The organism is Brucella sp. HL-2, assembly GCF_025846885.2.
Classification (GTDB): Bacteria; Pseudomonadota; Alphaproteobacteria; order Rhizobiales; family Rhizobiaceae; genus Brucella; species Brucella quorumnocens.
The window spans coordinates 1-22763 of sequence record NZ_JAOYTK010000016.1 but is presented as its reverse complement, the minus strand read 5'-3'; the positions used below and the strand labels follow the sequence as shown (position 1 = coordinate 22763).

Sequence of the window (22763 nt, the reverse complement as noted above, 5' to 3'; positions counted from 1 at the left end):
CATCCTCGCAGCAGTGCTGATGATCGTCTTTGCTGCAGAATTTCTGGGTCCGCTTTTCTGGAGTTCCCTATGAGCAAGTCCCAATCCGCCAAAGTAGTTAAAACCGGCATGCTTGATGCCCGCATCCTCATTCCCGCCATCGGCGATTCTTTTCGCAAGCTCAACCCCAAGAGCCTTGCGCGCAATCCCGTCATGTTCGTCGTGGCGGTCGTCTCGCTGCTCACCACCGTTCTTCTGCTGAAGGACGTTGCGACCGGCGGAGCCAATATCAGCTTTTCGTTCCAGATCGTGCTGTGGCTCTGGTTCACGGTGCTGTTTGCCAATTTTGCCGAAGCTGTTGCCGAAGGTCGCGGCAAGGCTCAGGCAGAATCCCTGCGCCGCACCCGCACGGAAACTCAGGCCAAACGGCTTGGTGATATAGGCCAGAAAGACTTTACGACTGTGCCTGGCACAAGCCTCAAGGTCGGCGATGTGGTGATCGTTGAAGCAGGCGATATCATTCCATCGGATGGCGAAGTCGTCGAAGGTGTAGCGTCCGTCAACGAAGCAGCCATTACAGGTGAATCCGCCCCGGTCATTCGTGAATCGGGTGGCGACCGCTCTGCAGTTACAGGCGGTACGCAGGTTTTGTCCGACTGGATCAAGGTTCGCATAACGGCAGCACAGGGCTCGACATTCATCGATAAAATGATCAGCCTTGTCGAAGGCGCTGAACGCCAGAAGACGCCAAACGAAATCGCCCTCAACATCCTGCTTGCAGGCATGACGCTGATCTTCGTTCTGGCCGTCGTGACAATTCCAAGCTTTGCCTCCTATGCGGGCGGCTATATCCCCGTCATCGTGCTGGTGGCTCTTTTCGTAACGCTGATCCCCACCACAATCGGCGCGCTTCTGTCAGCAATCGGCATTGCCGGTATGGACCGTCTGGTGCGCTTCAATGTGCTTGCGATGTCTGGTCGTGCGGTGGAAGCTGCCGGTGACGTTGACACTTTGCTGCTCGACAAAACCGGCACAATCACGCTCGGCAATCGTCAGGCAACCGCTTTCATGCCGGTTAGCGGTGTGAATGAACTGGCCCTTGCCGATGCCGCACAATTGGCCTCGCTCGCCGATGAAACACCGGAAGGCCGTTCCATTGTCGTGCTGGCCAAGGAAAAATACGACATGCGCGGCCGCGATATGCAGAGCCTCAATGCCAGTTTCGTGCCTTTCACGGCACAAAGCCGGATGAGTGGTGTCGATATTGATGGATCGTCAATCCGCAAGGGCGCGGTTGATGCCGTGCTCAAACATACAACATCGGATGAGAAGACTGTCCATGAACTGCAAGCCATTGCCGACACCATAGCCAAAACCGGCGGAACGCCTTTGGCAGTCAGCAAGGATGGACGCCTGCTTGGCGTCATTCACCTCAAGGATATCGTCAAGGGTGGTATCCGCGAGCGTTTCACTGAATTGCGCCGTATGGGTATCCGCACGGTAATGATCACTGGCGATAATCCGATGACCGCAGCTGCAATTGCTGCGGAAGCTGGTGTCGATGATTTTCTGGCGCAGGCAACGCCTGAAAACAAGCTCGAACTCATCCGTGAGGAACAGGCCAAAGGCAAGCTCGTGGCCATGTGCGGCGACGGCACCAATGACGCGCCAGCCTTGGCGCAGGCCGATGTCGGTGTTGCCATGAATACCGGCACGGTTGCCGCGCGAGAGGCCGGTAATATGGTCGATCTCGACAGCGATCCGACCAAGCTCATCGAGATTGTCGAGATCGGCAAGCAATTGCTGATGACGCGCGGCGCGCTCACGACCTTCTCGATTGCCAATGATATTGCGAAGTATTTTGCGATCATCCCGGCGATGTTCCTCGCCTTCTATCCGCAGCTTGGCGCGCTCAACATCATGGGGCTTGCAACGCCACAAAGCGCGATCCTCTCGGCGATCATCTTCAATGCACTCATCATTGTCGCGCTGATCCCACTGTCGCTGAAGGGCGTCACATACAAGCCCGTTGGAGCAGGTGCGCTGCTGTCTCGCAATCTGCTGATCTATGGAATTGGCGGTGTCGTTGTTCCGTTCATCGGCATCAAGGCCATTGATGTTGCCATAGTTGCCCTCGGTCTGGTTTAAGGAACTAGAAAATGCTGAAACAACTTCGTCCAGCACTCGTCATGATCGTTGCTCTTACCGTCATCACCGGGTTGATCTATCCGCTTGGCATGACCGGTCTTGCACAAGCCATCTTTCCACAACAGGCCAATGGCAGCCTGATCGAGAAAGACGGCAAGGTAATCGGCTCCGAACTGATCGGGCAGAAATTTGCAGGCGACCGCTATTTCCATGGCCGTCCTTCTGCGGCAGGCAAGGAAGGTTATGATGCAGCCAGTTCCGGCGGCTCCAACCTTGGGCCAACCAATCCGGCACTGATCGAACGCATCAAAGCCGATGCGGATGCGCTCAAACAGGGCAACCCCAACGCTGAGGTGCCGATGGACCTCGTCACAACATCGGCAAGCGGGCTTGATCCGCATATCTCGCCGGAAGCAGCCCTTTTTCAGGTGCCACGTGTTGCCAACGCGCGCGGCCTTGATGAAGCAAGCCTTCGCGGTATCGTCGAACAGCAGATCGAACAGCGCGAACTTGGTTTTCTGGGCGAGCCGGTGGTCAATGTGCTGAAGCTCAATCTTGTTCTGGACAGAACGAGTAGTAACTAGAGTAGATCAAAGCATTTCCAGCAAAAGTGCATCGCGGTTTTGTGTTGGATAATGCGTGAAAACAAAGAAATAGAGCGGTCCCAACGATTCTGCTAAAACTGGAACCGCTCTACCGGCGGGTTTTCCCGCCGCCTTCTTATGTTGAGGAAACAACGCTTGGTATCGGACGATCTTCGCCTTGGCGATATAAGGCCTTCCCCCGATGCGCTGCTTGAACAGGCAGAGCGCGAAACGCGTGGCCGTCTGAAGATATTTCTGGGAGCAGCTCCCGGCGTCGGCAAGACCTATGAAATGCTGATGTCCGGGCGCGCGCGCAAGGCTGACGGCGTTGATGTCGTGATCGGCGTTGTCGAGACGCATGGGCGCAAGGAAACCGAAGCTCTCGTCGATGGGCTTGAAATCATCGACCGCATCGAAATTTCCTATCATGGCCATCGGCTCGATGAGATGGACATTGACGCGATCCTTAAAAGACAGCCACAACTGGTTCTGGTGGATGAGCTGGCCCATACCAATGCGCCGGGCAGCCGTCACCCCAAGCGCTATCAGGATGTCGAGGAAATTCTGGCGCGCGGGATCGATGTTTATACCACGCTCAATATCCAGCATGTCGAAAGCCTCAATGATGTGGTGGCTCAGATCACCCGCATTCGCGTTCGCGAAACCGTGCCCGACAGCATCATCGACCGGGCCGATGATATTGAACTGATCGATCTCACGCCGGATGATCTCATCAAGCGGCTCGATCAGGGCAAAATCTATCTGCCCAAAACCGCAAAACGCGCCATCCGCAACTATTTCTCTCCCGGCAATCTAACTGCCTTGCGTGAGCTGGCACTTCGCCGCACAGCGCAGCGGGTTGACGAGCAATTGCTGACCCACATGCGCGCCAATGCCATACAGGGGCCATGGGCTGCCGGTGACAGGGTGCTTGTTGCGGTCGACCAGCGCACAAACAGTGCTTCACTGGTCCGCTATGCCCGGCGGCTTGCCGACCGAATGCGTGCGCCCTGGGCTGCCATTCACATCGAGACGCCGCGTTCCGCCAGTCTTTCCGATGAAGCCAAGGATCGGCTTGCGGCAACCATGCGACTTGCCGAGCAGCTTGGCGGCGAGACCATCATCATTCCCGGCCAAAGCATTGCCGAAGAGCTGGTGCGCTATGCTTCAACGCATAATTTTACGCATATTGTTGCCGGAAAATCGGCCAAGCCACGCTGGCGTGAGGCAATCGAAGGCTCGGTCGGCCATGCACTGATCCGCCAATCCGGCGCAATTGACGTTCATATCACTGCTGCCGCTGACCGCGACAATGCCGGTTCCGCCCGCAGCATTAAAACCGTCAGCCATTCAACCGGATACGACGTTAAGCCCTATCTCGCAGCATCTCTTGTTACAGCCTGCGCGCTTGGTGTCGGGCTTCTGCTTGATCAGTTTCTCGATGTGCGAAGCATCGCACTGGTTTTCGTTGTCGGTGTTCTCGGTGTTGCGGTCACGCTTGGTCTATGGCCAGCGTTGTTTGTCTCGGTTTTAAGCGCATTTGCCTATAATTTCTTCTTCCTCTCCCCGCTCTACACGCTATCCATCGCCGATCCCGAAAGCGTGGTGGCGCTGTCATTCTTCCTGCTTGTAAGCTTCGTTGCCAGCAATCTGGCAAGCCGCGTCCAGAGACAGGCCACGGCCGCACGCCAGCGTGCACACATGACGGAAGACCTTTATCTGTTCAGCAAAAAGCTCGCGGGAACCGGCTCACTCGACGATGTGCTTTGGGCGACCGCCTTTCAGATAGCCTCCATGCTCAAGGTACGGGTCGTCATCCTGCTGCCGGAAGGCGAAAGCATCGCCGTTCGCGCGGGCTATCCGCCCGATGACAGTCTTGTCGATGCTGATATTGCAGCAGCGCATTGGGCCTGGGAGCATGAACTGCCAGCCGGGCGCGGGGCTGATACCCTGCCGGGCGCCAAACGGCTTTATCTTCCGCTCAAAACTGCGCGGACATCTGTTGGCGTGATCGGCCTCGACAATGATCGGCAGGGGCCAATTCTTACGCCAGAACAGCAACGACTTTTTGAAGCGCTCAGTGATCAGGCAGCCATTGCCATTGAGCGTGTGCAACTTGTTGGCGATGTTGAACGCGCCAAGCTTGCAGCAGAAGCCGACAAGCTCCGTTCGGCGCTTCTCACCTCCATATCACACGATCTTAAAACCCCGCTTGCGGGCATCATGGGTGCGGCAACCACATTGCGCGACTATTCTGGTTCACTGCCGGATAACGATCGCACTGAATTGCTCTCGACCATTGTAGAACAATCCGAGCGGCTCAATCGCTTCATTGCCAATCTACTCGACATGACACGGATTGAATCGGGCGCCATGGAACCCAATCTGTCGCTGTATTATCTCGGTGATATTGTTGGTACAGCGCTTCATCGTGCCACCAAGATTTTGGCGCATCATAAAGTTCAGGTGGCGGTGCCAACCGACCTTCCCATGGTGAGGCTTGATGCGGTTTTGTTCGAGCAGGTGCTCTTCAATCTGCTGGATAATGCTGCAAAATATGCGCCGCAGGGTTCAGAAATCGCTCTTAAAGCACATGTCGAACGTGGCCGTGTGACGCTTGAAATCAGCGATCAGGGTCCCGGCATTCCCGAGATCGATCTTGAACGGATTTTCGATACATTCTATCGCGTTCGCAAAGGCGATCACGTGCAGGCAGGAACGGGCTTAGGCCTTTCCATTGCGCGTGGTTTCACCGAAGCAATGGGCGGAACCATTCGGGCTGGAAACAGGGCTGACGGTTCGGGTGCTCGCTTTACAATCGCGATACCCTTGCCAGCTCAAGAAATGGACAGCACCATATGAACGACCCCAAGCCCAAAATTCTGGTGGTCGATGACGAGCCCCCCATTCGCAAATTGCTGCGGGTCGGACTTACGACGGAAGGTTACGCCGTGGTCGAAGCGACCAACGCGCGCGAAGCATCGGCACTTCTGGACAGCGAAAAGCCTGATCTTGTGCTGCTTGATCTTGGCCTACCGGATACGGACGGCCATGAGCTTCTGCGTTTGTGGCGCGAACAGGGGCTGACGCTGCCGATCCTCATTCTTTCAAGCCGTACCGATGAGGCAGGCATCGTGCGGGCTCTCGAAACGGGGGCCGACGATTACGTGACAAAACCTTTCGGCATGAAGGAACTGGCCGCAAGAACGCGCGTTGCTCTGCGCCACAAGTTGCATCAGCAGGGCGAAAAGCCGGTGTTTCAAAGCGATGGTCTGTCGGTCGATCTGGTCAGGCGCATCGTCAAACTGGATGAGACAGAGATAAAGCTCTCACCAAAGGAATATGAAATCCTGCGCCTGCTCGTGCAGCACGCGGGCAAGGTGCTGACGCATCAATATATTCTAAGTCATGTCTGGGGACCGGCGGCCGATGTGCAGTATCTGCGCATCTATGTCCGCCAGTTGCGCCAGAAAATCGAGAAATCTCCCGATCAGCCGCATTATATTCTGACGGAAACAGGCGTCGGTTATCGCCTGCGCGAAGCCGACGCAATCACTGCATGATTAGGCTCAGGACTCATTAATTTGATGAAAATGGCACCTGAAATGACCAGACATGCAAGGAAAGGCGTGAAGAACGGGGGTGTTTTCCCGCGTTAGAGCGGCTTGACGAAGCGGATCGCCAGTTCATTTCGGTGTCCGGAGGATGTGGCCCATCCGCTCGGCTACTTTGTCAAAAAGGCTCGAAAATGAACCACATTTCCTTCGCCTTTTTTCCTCGTATCCAAACGAATGGTCTCACACCATTTCCATTAAATTAATGGGTCCTGAGCCTAGGCTTGCGCTTTCGATGCCTTGGATTTTTTCAGCGTCTTGCCGTGATTGGCAATCCAGTCCATTGCAGCCAGAAGCACGCCGGAAATCACGAAAACCAAATGAATGATGACCATCCATTTGATGTGATCGGCGGAGTATTTGGCGACATCCATGAAGACCTTGAGAAGATGGATACCGGAAATCGCAACGATTGAAGCAACCAGCTTCAGCTTAAGCGCCGAGAAATCGACTTCACCCTGCCAATCAGGGCGGTCCTTGTGATCGGCGAGATCCATGCGGCTGACGAAATTTTCATAGCCTGCGAAGATCACGATCATCAGAAGATTGGCGGCAAGGCTGAGATCGATCAGTGCCAGCACACCAAGAACCGCATCATTGACCGTCATTGACGGGATGATCAAAGCTAAATGCCATAGCTCGACCATGAAAACCCACACCAGAATGACCAGCGCCAAAGCGAGGCCTATATACATGGGTGCCATCAGCCAGCGACTGGCGAAAAGGCTGCGTTCGATCAGTCGTTCCATGGCGTGCTCCTAAAGCGTGTCGCATTTCATCATATCCGCATGACACGCTTGAAAGCATTTCCAGCAAAAGTGCGAAGCAGTTTTGCGTAGGATAATGCGTAAAAACAAATAGTTACAGCGGTTCCAACGATTCAGTCTTAACTGGAACGGCTTTAAGTCTTTGTTTTCAAGCATGTCTTTATCCCAAAATCGGTTCCCACTTTTGGGTGACATGCTTTAGGTTTTGCAGGAGACGCAACTATCACGCGGATGTGACCGCAGCAAGTCGGTTAACGAAGCCGCGGCCCGCATTAAATCACAGGGTGCGACTGAACTTCTCACCACTTCACATTCAAACCAATATTGCCTTCCCATATGCGGTTGCGTTCGCCACCGAGATTAGTGGTGTAATCGGCAGTCGCATAAAGGCTTGCCTTCTCGGTGATGTCGAGGGTCAGGCCGCCGCCAACTTCCAGAGACGTGCCTTTCAGGTCCGTCACAATCGGATCGGTGGCAAAGCGCACAGTCTGATCGGACGAGAAGTTCTGCCAGAGATTGGCCTTCAGATAGGGTCGCAGCTTGCCGATGGATGTATCCTCAGCACCCTGCAGACGCATTCCGATGCGCCCGGTCCAGGCATTGTCTGAATCAAACGATACCGATGAATAACGGTCTGCCTGATCATCAAGTGAAAGGCTCTGCCAGATGAGCTGTGCCTGCGGTTCCAGCGTCCAGCTTCCGCTAAGCGCAATCGGGTAGCCGCCTTCAAGCGAAGCCGTCACGCCATGGCCATCAATATCAATGCTCTGTCCCGCATTCGAGCTTGCATCGCCGCCATACCATGTGCCCATCAGCACGGCATCGAGATACCAGCCTTGCGGACCGATATGGGTCCAGTAGCCGCCAAAGCTGGTGCCGGTCATTTCCAGATCGCCAACAGCAAGATCATTCCAGCCGAGCGCCTGACCTGTAATATCACCTGTCACACGGGTATAACCGAAGAACAGGCCGAAGCGGTCGGAATGGCCGCTTTCTGTTTCACGGCCCCAAAGGTCCTGACCAGCCTGAATACCAAAGAGCTTGCCATCAAGACCCGGTGCAACAGTGCCCTTCCACTTCGTATCGATATCCTGCCCAAACAAACGCGCCCAGGTCGCAGGCAGATAGCCGCCGCTTCTGAGAAGATCCTGTTCGCCACGGCGCTCATGGAATGTTCCGAGCGTCGTGAGTGCCAGATGATAGGCGACCGGTGGCAAAGCGGAATAGACAGGCACCTCGACGCGATAGAGCGGAACGACATCGCCTTCCACACGCGTGGCCCCCGGCGATGGCGGGACGGCCCCTTCAAACCCGATCTGCGGCGTTGCTGCCTGCCCGTTGGAGGTGGCCGGTGGATTTGCAGCCTCAGCAGGAGGTGGTGCCGGAGGTGCCTCTGGTTGAGGCGAGTTTTCCGTTACCGGAGCAGACGTATCCTGGGGATCGGGATCATTCGGATCGATCGGCAATGGTGCTGGCGGCTGTTCCAGTGCTGGTGGAGGCGCGGAAGTTTCCGGCGCTTCAGGCGTCAGGTTTTCTTCCGGAACAACAGGGGCAGGTTGGCTGCCGCTGACCAGCGTCGAGCGCAGATACCAGTTTTCATTGGTATTGGCGGAAACGCCACCCTTAAACAGGAAATATTCGTAAGCACCGGCTGCTACGCGTCCGTTAAGCGAAAACGCACCGCCAGTTGTCGTTGCTCCGTTGAGCGCCTCGACAACCATGATGCCATCAGAGACGGTAGATGCGCCAGCGCCGCCAACATTGTTGACCACGATACCGGTCGAGCCGGATGCGTTACCCGTATCAATGACCAGTTTGTCTGATGGCGATGCATCGGCACCCAGCACAGTATCAACGAACAGAAGGCCGTTCTGACCGGTATAGTTGCCCTTGATGGTGAAGGTATCGCTTGTGCTTGAGCCACCATTGGTCAGATCGATGCGTCCGGTATTGAAAACCGAAGCAAGCTGACTGGGCGAAAACGCATTGATGCCGCTTTGTGCAGAACCGCCATAGATCGTGCTGGCAGCATCGACATTGAGCGTTCCAGTGCCTGTTCCGGCATCGCCCAAGGTGAGGGTCGTGTCGAAAGTCAAGCGGGTGTCGTTGGTGAGATTGATCGTCTCCCAACTGTCAAACCGACCAACCTTGCCGGTCTTGACGTTATCGAATGTCAGTGCATCGACGCCGTCGCCGCCGGTCAGGCGCTTGGTTGCGCCAATATTGGCATCTGTCAGATTGGCAAGCACAACCGTATCGCTGTCCGCGCCCATATCGATATTGCCATAGACAATGCCGCCGCCATTCCAAGTGAACTGGTCATTGCCGAAGCTCATAAGAACGTCACCGGCCACCGTCCCGCCAGTGATCGTGACACTGTCCGTCCCACCGCTGACGCTGATATTGCCGCCGATCATGCCATCGGAAATAATGATCGTATCATTGCCAAACCCCGCCACCAGATTGCGATCGATGGTGCCGCCGGACATATTGAAATAATTGTTGTCGAGTTTCATGTTGACGCGACCGATGCGGCCACCCGTCATCACGGCATAATCACCGTCATCAAAAGCATCGACAATTCTGCCGCCAGACATGAAGAACGTATCCAGCGCATCACCCTGATTGAGCGAGCCAATCTCGCCCCCGGTCATGCGGAAATCGTCAATACCGAGGCCCTGCTGGATATTACCGGTGACGGTTCCACCGGAAATCACAAACGCATCCGCGCCGTCGCCCTGAATAACGTTGCCGGCTATCGTGCCGGAATGAACCTCTATCCGGTCTGTTCCTGCACCGAATGTGACATTGCCGTTGACTGTTCCGCTTCCACCGGAAGGCAACAGCAAGGTGTTATTGCCGTTCGTATCAGTCAAACCGCCCACTGATGTTCCGCTATCGCAGATATATGTGTCGTTTCCAGATGTGGGGGTAAACGAACAGGCCGCCAAAGCTGGATCTGTCTTCAGTATAAAACTACTGATTGTAATAATTGCGGTACTGGAAAGAAAAGTAACAAAGGTTGGTCCAATAATGCGGTTATTCATTATACCCCTCCAATTTATAGCTGTGGTCGGCAAAATAATATTGAGGTATTTTTTGTATTAGGCAAGGCGGATATTTAAACATAATTAAGGAAATATGCTTCCGATAATTTGTTGCTATTTCAATATTTTAAGAGAAATCAGCGCAATTGGAAACATTAAACCCAATATGTTTAGTGGTATATATAATAGTTAAAGCAAGTCAGAGCCGCGTCTATTCAGACGTTACGAAACTTGCATATCCATCGCCGAGCGTTTTGTTGATAAAACTGGAATATTGGCCATAAGATAGATCTGCCGGGGTTATTCGACCAAAAACCGGCGTTTCGAACACCTTCATTGGAATAAGCGCCAAAGGCACCGATACAGGCGTCAGTTGTGCTCCCTGCCCCGCACGCAAGGTTGTCAGAATGCCGTACATTTCGCCCGCAATACTTGGGCGCGAAAGAACCGCCATCCGGTATTGCCCGGATGTATTGGTCACAAGATAAACATGGCCCGAAAGATGCGGCACTGAAACACGCCCCTGCTGCGAAAACGACGTATCGGTGCGTTCGCGCTCCTCAAACTTGAGATGCGTATTCTCAGCGTCCCAGCTGATATGCGTGCAATAGGCGAAGATGTCGCTTCGATTGCCGAATGACGGACGCAAGGTGAGAAACGTTCCTTCCAGCCAGGAAACGGCGGCGCGCGAATAAGCGCCAAGTTCTTCCGCCGCATGTCCATGAGGAGCGGCTGGCTTTGGCTTTTCTGTTTCCGCCTGATCGCGCAGTTCAAATCCCATTGCCTGCTCAAGCCGGATGATAGTGGCAAGCGTAAAAGGCCGGTGCCCGGAAAGCGCCTTTTCAAGCGTCGATAGGCTGATACGTGCCTCATCCGCCAGATGCTGGCGTGAAATTCTGCGCCGCGCGATTTCCTCGCGCACACGTTCAGCAACGCGGAGATTCAATTGATCGGGCAAAACCGCATCGTGCTGAGACATGAAAACTTCCTGGATCCGTACTTTCCTTCACAATTCCACACAAAGCCAGAACCGGCAAGGTGGCTTGCGGCAAACTACGGACAAAACTTGGCAAAGCTTACGCTGGCGAGGAAACAGCACTCCGGCGCAAATTGTGTCCAGTTATCCGATCGATACAGGAGCGCACAATGTCGCCTGCCATCAAACACTCCCACAACAACGCAAGGGCAGTCAGCCTCTCGCAGTTCTGCAAACTCATCTGGTTTGTGAATATGACGATACTGCCAATTCTGGCCGTTGTTCTTTCGCTTCTCAACGTGGCTGCGGCCCGCGCGGAAAAGCCGGCCTATGTAACGCCGAATGCCATGCAAAGCGGCAGCCTTCTGCTTCAGAGCAGTGAAGCAGGCCAATATGTCGAAGCGCCACGACTTGCCACCGATTTCGATATCGATGTCAGTGGCCCCACCGCTCGCGCCCGTCTCAGTCAGGTTTTTGAAAACCCGACCAGCGGCTGGGTCGAAGGGCTTTATGTCTTCCCTCTGCCCGAAGAGAGTGCGGTCTATTCCCTGAAGATGATTGTCGGTGACAAGGTTATCGTCGCCGATATCAAGGAAAAGCAGGCGGCGCGTGAAATCTACGAGAAGGCAAAAAGCGAGGGCAAGAAGGCAGCTCTCATCGAGCAGCAGCGCCCCAACATCTTCACCAATGCGGTTGCAAATCTCGGCCCAAATGAAAAAGTCGTCATTCAGATCGAATATCAGCAGGCAGTCCGCCTGAGCGACAATCGCTTTTCGCTCCGCGTGCCGCTCGTTGTCGCGCCGCGCTATAATCCCGATAACAGCGACCCGATCATTGAGACCGCAGACATTCAAAGTGGCTGGGGACAGCAGAAAACGGAACCAACCCATGGTCCCGACAATGGAGCGATTGAAACGCCTCTCGTGATGCCGGGCGAAGACCGCACCAATCCAGTGACGATCACTGTCAATCTCAAGCCTGGTTTCCCGTCCGCCGATATCAAGAGCCTTTATCACCCTATCAAAATCGACAGTCAGAATGAGCAAACCTCCAAGATTGTTCTGGATGGCAAGGCCACAGCCGATCGCGATTTCGTTCTCGAATGGCAAGCAGCTGAAACCGCTATGCCCAATGTCGGCCTGTTTCGCGAACGTGTTGGAAATGACGATTATTTGCTGGCCTATGTCACGCCGCCGGTTGTCAAAAGCGCTGCAAATCAATCGCGAGAAATCGTGTTTGTTATCGACAATTCAGGTTCGATGGGCGGAACCTCGATCAAGCAGGCCAAAGCCAGTCTCGATTATGCCCTCTCCCGCTTAAAGCCCACCGACCGTTTCAACGTCATTCGTTTCGATGACACTCTGACCAAGGTATTTGATGACTCCGTTCCTGCTACGCCACTCAATATTACCGATGCCCGCGAATATGTGGCCACGCTTGACGCGGTCGGCGGAACAGAAATGCTGCCCGCATTGCACGCGGCTCTTGATGACAGCCACCAAAAGGACGGTTTGCGTCAGATCGTGTTTCTGACCGATGGCGAGATTAGCAACGAACAGCAAATGCTTGATGTCATCGCATCGCGCCGGGATCGCTCCCGCCTCTTCATGGTCGGTATTGGCTCAGCGCCCAACACCTATCTGATGAACAAGGCCTCTGAACTTGGTCGCGGCACCTTTACACATATCGGCTCGGTTGAAGAAGTCGACGAGCGTATGCGTGAACTGTTTGCTAAGCTCGAAAACCCAGTTGTAACCAATGTGAAGGCCGGCTTCTCGCAAGAGGGTGTCTATCTGACGCCAGGCCTTCTTCCTGACCTTTATCAGGGCGAACCGTTGGTGATTGTGGCACGCACAAAACAGGCAATTGGCACCATTACAGTTGAGGGTACAGTCGGACGACGCCCATGGACAGTGACCTTACCGCTTGATGCGGCAAGCCCCGCCGAAGGCATTTCCAAGATCTGGGCCCGTCGCAAGATCGATGATGCTGAGGTGGACATGAAGCTTGGCAAGATTACAGGACTGGCAGCCGACACGCGTATCCTCAACCTTGCGCTTGAGCATCATCTGGTAACGCGTCTTACAAGCCTTGTTGCAGTGGATCAGACGCCAACCCGCCCGGCGAATACCCGCCTCACCCGTGCAGACATTCCTTTGCAACTTCCTGCCGGATGGGATTTTGATGCGCTGTTTGGTATCCGTGCTGACCGTAATGTGCTTGATCATGCCGATGCAGGTCAGGAGCAGATACTGGCTCGAAGCAATGATCGTCCTGCATCGCCCGATGTTTCAGCCCCTGCAACGCCTCTGCCGCAAACCGCAACTCCGGCAACGCTTAATATGCTTCAGGGATCGGTCGCTCTGTTGATTGGGTTTCTCATCTTCTGGTTTTCACGCCGCAAGGAGAATGCATGATGAGTGTCATCGTAGCACAGAACTCAAAGGCAAAGGAGCGCGCTTGGTTGCGCTCCCCCCTCGCCCTTCTTTCGATCGCTGTTATGGTCTGCGGCCTCTTTCTTCTCGGTCAAGGCCTCTGGATTCATGCCAAAGCTTATGCGGCTCAAATTCTTCTTGAGCGCGCTTTCTCCGAGAGCATTGCGACAGGTGAAAAGGTTAAGCCCTGGGCATGGGCGGACACATGGCCGGTAGCGCGTATCGAGGCACCACGACTGGCTGCGTCAGCAATCGCTCTTAATGGTGCAAGTGGACAAGCCCTGGCTTTTGGTCCGGGCCATCTGCAAAACACACCGCAAGCTGGTGAACAGGGAACCGCAGTCTATGCCGCCCATCGCGACACGCATTTTGCTTTTCTCAAAGATATTGAGCAAGGCGACCTTATCCGCGTTACCCGCAATGACGGCAAAACATATACATATCGCGCCACTCAGATGACTGTCACGCGCTGGGATGAAGCCCAGATCGATGTTCACGCGGCAGGCTCTCATCTGGTTCTTGCGACCTGCTATCCCTTTGATGCTGTTACGCAAGGTCCGCTTCGTTATCTCGTTTACGCAGATCTGGCAGAAGAGCCTTCTTTATAAGAATAAGCACGCCCCCCAGAGCACATGGAAACAAGTTCCTGCATTATCAGCGATAACGCAATGTGCCCGGAGGGTTCATGGTTAGCATTAGCCACCTGGCTGGCAGTTCATCTCGGTAAAGGCAGCGAGCTCGTTTTTATTCTCGCTAAAGCCGAAAGCTTTGATGGTGAGCTTGCCGATCATCATATCGTTACACAGCATTATGGAAGTGGGCTTTTTGCCCGAAATATTCATATCGCAAATCGCACCGAAGCTTTCGTGGCCAGATTCGCCCTGACTTCCAATGAGCAGATTGCAGTTCAGCTTTGCTGCAATACCAAGCTGATTGAGATCGTTCTCAAAATCAGCGGCACGTTCTGATATCTCTTGCTTATTGGTGATATCACGGACCTTCAAAGTTTCGGCAGCCACTGGCGCTGTCAAAAAAATCAAGCTTGCGCTTATCAAGCTACCCAATTGGAAATACATACTTTCTTCTCCTAAGCCATAACCAGATCTGCACTCTTAAAACAGATTATCAATACAATCACATTGCCTATGTCTAGACCTTATTTGGTACATAACAATTCCATGGCCGGTGTTCGTATCGGCGTGTTCGTATCAGCCCCTATTCGCTTGGCCATCACCAGTTTGTGAAAGTTAACTCTTCGTTAAGTTTCAACACAGCGACGGAGCCAACATTCCCCTCATCCTGTTTCCAACTGCTATCAGGACATAGGAGCAAGTATCAATTCATTGCAGTTGCCTTTGTTGAATATGCAGAGCGCTGACCATGAGCGCCTTTACCGAAAACGCGTCTTCAGCAGCTTTTTCCGTGAGAATGCGAAGATAACCACTCACAGAGCGAATATCGTTATAGCGCTGGAGCAGATAGGCAATTGTGATAGCGGTATTCTGCTTTCCAAGCATTTTCAGAGCCATTTCATAGAGTTTGGTATCGATGCCGATAAAGCTTCGCACCTTCTCTGCTGTGGCCATCAGATGTTCCCATTGGCTTATCGGAACTGATGCGTAAGTGCTTATCTCTGGACAGGCTCGCAGAACCATATCGAGAGAAATACCGGCATTAATCGCGCAATCGGTTATCGTCGTGATCGCAACTGTGTCTGATTTTGTGACGTTCCTATCAAAATGGGAATCTGGTTTTGATTCACTAAGCTGCCGCTCATTTTGGGATTCATTGTCGCTCAGATTTTGAACTTTTTGATTATTATTCAAAGCTTTATCAACAGAACCACGAATTTCATGCAGTTTTGCGACGAGTGTTGTCAGCTCGAGCATCTCTGCACGGCGTGGAATGCTGTCGACAACTGCACGAAACTCGACCTTGAGTTCATCCCATGGACCAACAAGCGATGCTTCGATTGCATAATCGAGCAGCTTTGATATGTCGCGACGCAGCAAAGTCAGCTGTTCACGGATTTCACGCAGAGCGATTTTCTCGGATTTGACCTGCTCGGCAGCAGCCTCAAACTCATCTGCACGCGCCAAAAGTGGTGCAAGCGAGAAACCAAAGGCAACCTTTAACTCACCGGATTTGCTGCGACGAGCATAGCGTTTGCCATTCGGGCTATCCTGACGAGTGATGATACCGGCCTCGACCAGCGCTGCCAGATGACGACGCAATGTTGCATCGGCCATGCCATGCGCGCGCAAGGCCAGCTGCTTGTTGGACGGAAACACCACCAGAGCGCCGGTTTCGACCAGCGTGTTCTCAGGATAAAATGACAGCAAAGCAGACAGAACCGCCAAAGAACGATCACTGATGCCGATGATATTTTTGCCTTCGCACAGCCAGCGATGAAGCTGCCACTTATCAGCAGCAGATCCCTGAGGGATTTCTCGAGCTTTTTGATGCCCTGCCAACAAGGCGTGCGTCATCCGCTGACTGCCAAAAGGCGTCAGTCCGAATTGAGACTCCATTTTCTTTCACCTTCCACAAGGCAAAAGAAATCCACCCGCCAAAATGACGCTAATTACACTTGACAGTGATTCGTAGATTTGCGATTCTCTAGCTGCTAAACCAATGAGAAGGGCTTCCACGCGGCGACGTTTGGGGGCCTTTTTCTTTTGCTGCTGCTTCCTCTTCGTCAAATTATGCAGATGACCACCACCTGCACTCTTCCACTTTTATACGATACGCTGATTAGGTGGGGGATAAGTGCCCTCACCCGATACGCTTACTCACTTCTCGTCGTCACTGAATGACGCATAAAGCGCATCCAGATTACGCGAAATCCATTCAGCAAAACGCGGACCATTGGCTGCACTGAGCGCCAGGGTTGCTGTTTTGCCATTCTGTTTGATGGTAGCACTGACGCTTTTGTCAGCTGCAGTCCAGCTCGAACCGGGGCGTAAAGCTGCCTTCGTAACTGGCTTCTTCTGGTTCGAACCTTTGAGATAACCATAGAGCTGCTCAAAGCGTGTGCCAGACTGTGCTGCCTTGAAGGCATCGGTTGCCATCAACTCACGCGCCGCATCAGCCTTACCAGGCATTTCAATCAGCTTGCGCAGTTCAAGCCAGCGGTCACGACCAATACCTTTCGCTGGTCCGATAGCAACGAGCATATCTTCGGAGATTGCGCGCGGAATGGTCAGCATCTTCGACAGGGTCTGGTAATCGATGGAAAGAGCGGCCTGAATAGCTTCACGGCTATACTGCAGTTCCTCAAGGCGTGCTGCAAACAGCACACGCTCAATGAAGCTGAGATTGGCACGAGCAGAGTTTTCCTGACCCTGGCTCAGAATATGTTCAAGATCAGCGAGAGGCTTGATGACGGCCTTGACCTTGATCCCAAGCTCACGCGCAACCTTTGCCCGACGATGACCGAATACGATCATGAAACGACCGCTGGTCTCGGGGTGAGGGCGCACAAGAATAGGGCTATCCTGTCCACGTTCACGAACAGCTTCCAAAAGCTCAGCATATTCCTGATCATCAGCCTCAGGCAGACGATCAGCAATGAAAGATGCATCGAGAACTTGAGGATCGAGTTCGACGATGGTTTCACCATCAAGCTTCTGGGAAGCCTGCTTGGCTAGCTCATCGATTGACGCAGAGAGAGACTTTGCAGCACCAAAACGACGCGAAACATTTTCGACCGGAGAAACGGGCTTTTCTTCCGCTTCTTCGGTCTGCATTACGCTCTGAAAAATGTTCTTCCGTGCCATTCTCTTATCCTCAAACCAGTCATAAGCCTGATTTTATTTCATATTTTCCGAATTAGACTGCCGTCTAACGACCCCAGGCTTCATGAATAAGCCCGCGAATTTCCGAATTAACGCCCTCAAGAGCCTCCATAGCGCGATCATAAGTTCCGCGGTTCATGGAAGAACGCTCAACTTCATAGAGTGTCTGCTTTGTAAGACCTGCATCCGATACCGCAGTCGATTTGAGCATCTGATGCTTGAGCATGTGGGATGCCAGCATGCTCTGCATAAAACCAACCATCTGTGCCTGTGGCACGTCAGTCGGCTCATAGCGGGTGATCAGATAGCGGAACCAATCGAGTTGCACTGCACCGCCAGCCTGACGCACCGTCTTGAGGATATCGCCAAGCATAAGCAGGAACTGCGACATCGACATTAGATCGAGCATCTGCGGATGGACCGTGATGAGAACCGACGTTGCCGCTGAAAGGGCGGTCAGCGTGAGATAACCAAGCTGCGGCGGGCAGTCGATGACGACCACATCATATTCCGCATCCACTTCAGCAAGTGCAGACGCAATACGATTCCAGAAGGTTTTGCCTTCGCCGCCGTTCTGCATTGCAAGCGGCGTGTCGTATTCATACTCCTGCAGCTCAAGCATTGCAGGGATGATATCGAGACCCGGGAAATTGGTCTTGCGAATGACTTCGCGGATGGATTTGCGTTGCTCGTCATAGCGAACGGCTTCATAGAGCGATGGGAACTCATCAAGCTCCGGCTGAATGCCGTGAAGCGCTGAAAGGGACGCCTGCGGATCAAGATCGATTGCAAGCACGCGGTGGCCAGTCAGCGCCAGATGCTGCGCCAGGTGCGCGGCTGTGGTCGTCTTGCCGGAGCCACCCTTGAAGTTCACAACACCGATAACCTGCAATTTATCATTGCCACGACGATGCGGAACATAGCGCTTTACTTCGGCACGACCGTTCTGATCAAGCCAATGACGGAGTTCCTGAACCTGCTGGATTGTATAAGCACGGCGTCCGCCGGAAAGGATGATGGGATCAACCCCCTTTCCTTCGAGGTGCAGTTTCTTCAGATTGCTCGGAGATACACCAAGGAAGTAAGCCGCTTCAGCCATGGAAAACTGGCGCAAGTTTTTGCGCGCATCAGGCGGGAAGTTTTCATGACGCAGCAGATTGAGCTTGCGCGAGATCTCTCGCCCTTGCGTCAATATCATGTCGTCAAACGACACTTGCTCTGCATTATTTGCGATATTCATAGACTTGGGATCCCTAGTGACGGCACTGGAACTAATGCCGTCTAAATACCGTCATTATGTCCGATTCTTTTTTTGCCGCAAGGGGCGTATATTAACTAACAGTTAGCATCGCTGGTGGGCCGGTCTGGAATCTATGTCCATTGGAATCGAAATAACCCTATCTAACTGAATTTAAAGAGAATTAAAGATAATAGACGGCAGTCTATTCAGACCTTCATTCCAGAATCACGGGATTCTCTCCCGCATTCAAGCGAGATCAGCAATGCGGGGAACAATACTTGTGGGAAAATCGGTCTTCTACCTGATAGATAGTAAAGTAGCCTAATATGCATAAGATGCGCTGGTCGCGGCAGAATTGGAAGCGTTCTTCTGTTGACGCAGTCAGAGAGCCCAGAGTGTGTCGCACTTAACCGCACCCATATCGCTTACTCTGGATTTTATAGTTGTCGCATGTTCGCGAATGCCAAATGAATGCGTTTGAGCGCGACATGCTATGGCGGCCACCTGTAACGGGCAGTTATCTTGTAGGCATCGTTCCTCAATGAGCGACTTGTTGTAAAGGCGTAAGCTGAAGCCTCTTGCCCAGGCATCCCTCAATAAGCGCTCTGCAATTTCCCGTACTCAGCATTCGTATCGAACAGAGGGCTAAACTGAATATGCTGGCGGTGGCGCAAAATAGGATTGATGAGAAGCCGGTTGGAGTCCAACGCTATTGGATTGAAGTAGATCGATCCTCAAATGTTATATTCGAATGCGCAGCTTAGTTTCAAAACGGTCTCACATTGTAAAGGGCGCACAGATTGGCCGCGTCACGAGGCGATATCCCCGGCAAATGGCATTATTATTGCGGCTGGATGTTTTGAGCAATTTCCTGAAAAGCGTTCAAAGGGCGGGGCAGTTATTAAGCGACGGTGGAGATACAGCATTAGAACGAGCGAGGGCGGTGCGTGAAGTTAAGCATGTTAGACGTAGACATTCTTAACCAAATAGTCCTATAGTACCTATCAATGAAGATGGGCCATTTCAAAGACTCCTTCACGCTTATTCTGAGAAAAATAAGCCTCCCAGCCACGTGTCGGAGTGGCTAAACAAAAATCTCATTTAGATTGATTAAAGCGCGATTGATTGTTCTTTTTCAAGAAGATAGCTCTATGACGCCTTGATCCGTTGCGCAGTCTGGTCACGGGTCTGGTTGAGAAAGCAGAACGTGCAGAAGTTCGCCTTGAGAAGCTGGAAGCTGAGAATTCAGCACTCCGTAAGGAGAATGACGAGCTCCGTCTGGAAAATACCCAGCTTAAAGTTGAGAACCAACTACTTCGCGATGAGATTGCGTGGCTGAAAAACCTGCCACCACGGCCACCGTTCAAACCGTCAGGCATGGACAAGGCCACAGATGCGAAGGTTCACGACAGCGGCGGTGGCAAGAAGAAGCCTCGTGGACCAAAATTGGATGTTGAACGCGTTGACCGTGACGTTGTTCTTCGTGCCAATGCTCCGACTGGATCACGCTTTAAGGGCTACAAAAGCTGTTACGTGCGGGATGTGGTTTTGCGTGCTGAGGTTATTCACTACCGGCGCGACTGCTGGGTGACACCGGACGGCAAAACAATCCTTGTGCCCCTGCCTGCCGGAATCGTCGGAGGCTACGGACCCAATCTGCGGCGGTTCTGTTTAATGCTGCACGCACAGGGCCAGGTGACGATGGAACGACTATCGACGCTGTTGAACGATATAGGCCAGGAAATCTCGAAACTACAGGTTGTTCGTCTGCTGACCAGGAACCTGGATGGTTTTATCGCTGAGGATGCTGCGGTTCTGCATATCGGTCTGGTGTCAGCCGCCTATGTGACGGTCGACGACACCGGTGCCCGTCATGCTCGCGATAACTTCTATACTACTCATATCGGCAACGCGCATTTTAGCGTCTTTCGCACCAAAAAACAAAATCTCGCCTGAACTTCCTGTCGCTTTTGCGTGGCAATTTTCAGAACTATGTTCTCAGTTGGGATGCTGGTATCTTATGAAACCATCCGCCGCTGGGGGATCAAATTCGGTCCGGACTACGCCCGTCGGCTGCACCACAAGCGGGCGTAACACAACGATGTCTGGCACCTTGATGAAATGGTAGTCGCCATTTCGGGCAAGAAACATTCTCTGTCGCGCGCCGTTGACCAGGGCGGCTACGTCCTCGATGAGATCATCCAGGCCCGCCGTAACACCAAAGGGGCCAAGCGATTGCTGATGCGGCTGTTGAAACAGCAGGGCTTGCCACCCAAGCGTATGATCACCGACAAGCTACGCTCCTATGGTGCAGCAAAGCGGCAGATCATGCCAAGCATCGAACATCGTTCGCACAAGGGGCTTAATAACCGGGCCGAGAATTCTCATGTGCCTCTACGAAAACGGGAAGGGTCCATGCAAGGTTTTCGATCTCCCGGAGGATTGCAATGCTTCGTTTCAATCTTCTCAACCTTGCGCAATCTGTTTGTTCCGCCCCATCACAACCGCACCGTTTTCGCTATCCACCTGCACAGGCTTCGTCAAGTGGCAAAGTGGAAAGCCGTGACCGGAGCGACTGACTAAAGTCGGAGCTGCGGGTGTTGTTGCTCACATTTTACATTAACGTGACATCGCCAACGGACTTCATTTACAAAAAACTTTCAACAGAGCTTCTCAATCGTATGCTGGCATGTGGACAGTTGGATTCTGCCCGCATAAAACCCACATCAAATTGCGTTTTGTTGATGGTCGCTGCACTAACTGCTTTTTTAGACAGAATGGAAAAAAACGTTAAGTACTTTCGGGTATCCGTTTTAACGACGGTTCAATTCCAGCGTACTCTCTAATGGTAATAAAATGAAAATCCTGTTCACTACACTCGTCGTCACTCTTGCGATGAATTCCATGGCAGCCGCTGAACGAAAGCCAACGATCCTGGATCTTACTGAACAAGGCTATGAATTCAAAACGGCTACTGGAAACTATGTTTTTTTACAGAATGAAGAAAAAATCTATGTTTGCTCACTCCTGCAGGTAAGTGAATATAATGTCGTTTCTGGAGAGATTGATGCCATCAAATTCGATTGCGCTGCTGTCAAATGAGACGAACATGAATTTGTTTGCAGCCGGTACCGCTCTGCTTCAACTCCCGACCAGCAATGTCGGATGAATACAATGAAAACGGTGGTATTTGTTCTCGGAGTGCTTCAGATCCTGATTGGGCTGCTGTTCATCGTTGAAGCGCCGTCAACACAACGACAGATACTCGGTACTATATCGTTCGGGCTTGGGTCGGTTTGTTTCGGCATTGCAGTGATCATTGGTCGGTTGGACCAAATCCATACAAATCGTGGCAACCCCAAACTTTAATGACAGGCGGGCGTTCTGGATCAGCCCTGCTGAGACGTAATGCCATGTATGAAGCAAGCTGGATTTGCTGGGGACCATTTAATCTGAGTTATCCGGCGGTGGTAGGCGCGTCCAGCATGACGCAATACCGCGCCCCAGCTTCGGCGAACGCGATATTCCGAAAGGCTCGAAAAACCGCCGGCGATTTCCAGTGGACCCCTTTTTCAAAGGTGGAGAATTCGACAGTGTCGGAGTTACCTGTGGGCTTCACCGGTGAATGACTGTGAGCTTGTAGAGACCATTGTTTGTTTCGGCGAAAACGTTGTCATAGCTGCCACTAATACTATGGACGACAGGTTCGATGCAGATGTTGCATCGATTGGTTGGATCGCTGGGAACACCCTATTGGTGTAATGCACGAAGCCTCCAATTTCTTGAAAGCCAATGACTGAAAGGTTTGAACCGCACCGGGTTTGCCGGAGACCCCAACTCGTGAGAAATAGGGTCTATGACAAGCAAGACGACGAACAAATTTTCTCCTGAAGTCGGTGCTCGCGCCGTTCGGATGGTGACGGAACATGAAGCCGAGCATTCATCACGCTGGGCGGCAGTATCATCGATAGCGGCCAAGATCGGCTGCTCGGCGCATACCCTCCATGAATGGGTGAAGAAGGCCGAGGCCGATAGCGGCAAGCGCGCAGGTTTGCCGAGTGACGTGGCGGAGAAGTTGAAGGCTCTGGAGCGGGAGAACCGCGAGCTTCGTCAGGCGAATGAGATTTTGCGCAAAGCCTCGGCGTATTTTGCCCAGGCGGAGCTCGACCGCCCGTG

General features: G+C 52.9%; 15 protein-coding genes and 3 pseudogenes. 11 read left to right on the top strand and 7 right to left on the bottom strand.

Annotated elements, in window-relative coordinates; translation table 11 throughout:
* The first annotated feature begins 69 nt into the window (after positions 1-69).
* The 4 genes from kdpB (at position 70) to OIV19_RS16280 (ending at position 6274) form a co-directional block, all read left to right on the top strand.
* Positions 70-2127, top strand: a complete 2058-nt coding sequence (gene kdpB, locus OIV19_RS16295) for a potassium-transporting ATPase subunit KdpB (protein ID WP_264232272.1) — start codon at positions 70-72, stop codon at positions 2125-2127.
* Between the two features lie 11 nt (positions 2128-2138).
* Positions 2139-2711, top strand: a complete 573-nt coding sequence (gene kdpC / locus OIV19_RS16290; protein ID WP_264232271.1) for a potassium-transporting ATPase subunit KdpC — start codon at positions 2139-2141, stop codon at positions 2709-2711.
* 156 nt (positions 2712-2867) lie between these two features.
* Complete coding sequence (locus OIV19_RS16285) at positions 2868-5573, top strand: sensor histidine kinase (protein ID WP_264232270.1); 2706 nt, start codon at positions 2868-2870, stop codon at positions 5571-5573.
* A complete protein-coding gene (locus OIV19_RS16280) occupies positions 5570-6274 on the top strand; it encodes a response regulator transcription factor (protein WP_264232269.1) in 705 nt (234 codons plus the stop codon). The genes OIV19_RS16285 and OIV19_RS16280 overlap by 4 nt, the downstream gene beginning before the upstream one ends.
* Positions 6275-6543: 269 nt before the next feature.
* Here OIV19_RS16280 and OIV19_RS16275 read toward each other — a convergent pair whose 3' ends face one another.
* The 3 genes from OIV19_RS16275 to OIV19_RS16265 form a co-directional block, all read right to left on the bottom strand.
* Positions 6544-7074 carry a TIGR00645 family protein gene (locus OIV19_RS16275; RefSeq protein WP_264232268.1) on the bottom strand — a complete coding sequence of 177 codons (531 nt, stop codon included), beginning with the start codon at positions 7072-7074 and terminating at the stop codon, positions 6544-6546.
* Between the two features lie 317 nt (positions 7075-7391).
* A complete protein-coding gene (locus OIV19_RS16270; RefSeq protein WP_264232267.1) occupies positions 7392-10139 on the bottom strand; it encodes an autotransporter outer membrane beta-barrel domain-containing protein in 2748 nt (915 codons plus the stop codon).
* A 211-nt stretch (positions 10140-10350) separates the two neighbouring features.
* The gene (locus OIV19_RS16265; RefSeq protein WP_264232266.1) at positions 10351-11118 is read right to left on the bottom strand and encodes a helix-turn-helix domain-containing protein; all 768 of its coding nucleotides are present in this window, start codon (positions 11116-11118) and stop codon (positions 10351-10353) included.
* A gap of 167 nt (positions 11119-11285) precedes the next feature.
* Here OIV19_RS16265 and OIV19_RS16260 point away from each other — a divergent pair, with 167 nt between their 5' ends.
* Positions 11286-13532 (top strand): marine proteobacterial sortase target protein, encoded by a 2247-nt coding sequence (locus OIV19_RS16260; protein WP_264232265.1) that lies wholly within the window; start codon positions 11286-11288, stop codon positions 13530-13532.
* The gene (locus tag OIV19_RS16255) at positions 13532-14158 is read left to right on the top strand and encodes a class GN sortase (RefSeq protein WP_264232310.1); all 627 of its coding nucleotides are present in this window, start codon (positions 13532-13534) and stop codon (positions 14156-14158) included. Before OIV19_RS16260 ends, OIV19_RS16255 begins: the two co-directional genes overlap by 1 nt.
* 87 nt (positions 14159-14245) lie before the next feature.
* Here OIV19_RS16255 and OIV19_RS16250 read toward each other — a convergent pair whose 3' ends face one another.
* The 4 genes from OIV19_RS16250 to repA form a co-directional block, all read right to left on the bottom strand.
* Positions 14246-14569, bottom strand: a complete 324-nt coding sequence (locus OIV19_RS16250; RefSeq protein WP_264232264.1) for a hypothetical protein — start codon at positions 14567-14569, stop codon at positions 14246-14248.
* Positions 14570-14890: 321 nt separating this feature from the next.
* Positions 14891-16081, bottom strand: a complete 1191-nt coding sequence (gene repC, locus OIV19_RS16245) for a plasmid replication protein RepC (protein ID WP_264232263.1) — start codon at positions 16079-16081, stop codon at positions 14891-14893.
* A 261-nt stretch (positions 16082-16342) separates the two neighbouring features.
* Positions 16343-17329 carry a plasmid partitioning protein RepB gene (gene repB / locus OIV19_RS16240; RefSeq protein WP_264232262.1) on the bottom strand — a complete coding sequence of 329 codons (987 nt, stop codon included), beginning with the start codon at positions 17327-17329 and terminating at the stop codon, positions 16343-16345.
* Positions 17330-17393: 64 nt separating this feature from the next.
* The gene (repA, locus tag OIV19_RS16235; RefSeq protein WP_264232261.1) at positions 17394-18587 is read right to left on the bottom strand and encodes a plasmid partitioning protein RepA; all 1194 of its coding nucleotides are present in this window, start codon (positions 18585-18587) and stop codon (positions 17394-17396) included.
* A 1167-nt stretch (positions 18588-19754) separates the two neighbouring features.
* Here repA and OIV19_RS16230 point away from each other — a divergent pair.
* The 5 genes and pseudogenes from OIV19_RS16230 to OIV19_RS16210 all read left to right on the top strand — a co-directional run.
* Positions 19755-20590 (top strand): annotated as a pseudogene (locus OIV19_RS16230) (IS66 family transposase); the annotation flags it as partial.
* Between the two features lies 1 nt (position 20591).
* Positions 20592-21170 (top strand): annotated as a pseudogene (locus OIV19_RS16225) (IS6 family transposase); the annotation flags it as partial.
* A 273-nt stretch (positions 21171-21443) separates the two neighbouring features.
* On the top strand, positions 21444-21689 hold the full coding sequence (locus OIV19_RS16220; protein WP_264232259.1) for a hypothetical protein: 246 nt from the start codon (positions 21444-21446) through the stop codon (positions 21687-21689).
* Between the two features lie 72 nt (positions 21690-21761).
* Positions 21762-21956 (top strand): hypothetical protein, encoded by a 195-nt coding sequence (locus tag OIV19_RS16215; RefSeq protein WP_264232258.1) that lies wholly within the window; start codon positions 21762-21764, stop codon positions 21954-21956.
* Between the two features lie 487 nt (positions 21957-22443).
* Positions 22444-22763: pseudogene (locus OIV19_RS16210) on the top strand (transposase); the annotation flags it as partial.

What these genes read in the sequence shown, in the direction of transcription:
- kdpB (WP_264232272.1), top strand. Translation starts at nt 70, where the DNA reads ATGAGCAAGTCCCAATCCGCCAAAGTAGTTAAAACCGGCATGCTTGAT.
- kdpC (WP_264232271.1), top strand. Translation starts at nt 2,139, where the DNA reads ATGCTGAAACAACTTCGTCCAGCACTCGTCATGATCGTTGCTCTTACC.
- OIV19_RS16280 (WP_264232269.1), top strand. Translation starts at nt 5,570, where the DNA reads ATGAACGACCCCAAGCCCAAAATTCTGGTGGTCGATGACGAGCCCCCC.
- OIV19_RS16275 (WP_264232268.1), bottom strand. Translation starts at nt 7,074, where the DNA reads ATGGAACGACTGATCGAACGCAGCCTTTTCGCCAGTCGCTGGCTGATG.
- OIV19_RS16270 (WP_264232267.1), bottom strand. Translation starts at nt 10,139, where the DNA reads ATGAATAACCGCATTATTGGACCAACCTTTGTTACTTTTCTTTCCAGT.
- OIV19_RS16265 (WP_264232266.1), bottom strand. Translation starts at nt 11,118, where the DNA reads ATGTCTCAGCACGATGCGGTTTTGCCCGATCAATTGAATCTCCGCGTT.
- OIV19_RS16260 (WP_264232265.1), top strand. Translation starts at nt 11,286, where the DNA reads ATGTCGCCTGCCATCAAACACTCCCACAACAACGCAAGGGCAGTCAGC.
- OIV19_RS16255 (WP_264232310.1), top strand. Translation starts at nt 13,532, where the DNA reads ATGAGTGTCATCGTAGCACAGAACTCAAAGGCAAAGGAGCGCGCTTGG.
- repC (WP_264232263.1), bottom strand. Translation starts at nt 16,081, where the DNA reads ATGGAGTCTCAATTCGGACTGACGCCTTTTGGCAGTCAGCGGATGACG.
- repB (WP_264232262.1), bottom strand. Translation starts at nt 17,329, where the DNA reads ATGGCACGGAAGAACATTTTTCAGAGCGTAATGCAGACCGAAGAAGCG.
- repA (WP_264232261.1), bottom strand. Translation starts at nt 18,587, where the DNA reads ATGAATATCGCAAATAATGCAGAGCAAGTGTCGTTTGACGACATGATA.
- OIV19_RS16220 (WP_264232259.1), top strand. Translation starts at nt 21,444, where the DNA reads ATGAAAATCCTGTTCACTACACTCGTCGTCACTCTTGCGATGAATTCC.
- OIV19_RS16215 (WP_264232258.1), top strand. Translation starts at nt 21,762, where the DNA reads ATGAAAACGGTGGTATTTGTTCTCGGAGTGCTTCAGATCCTGATTGGG.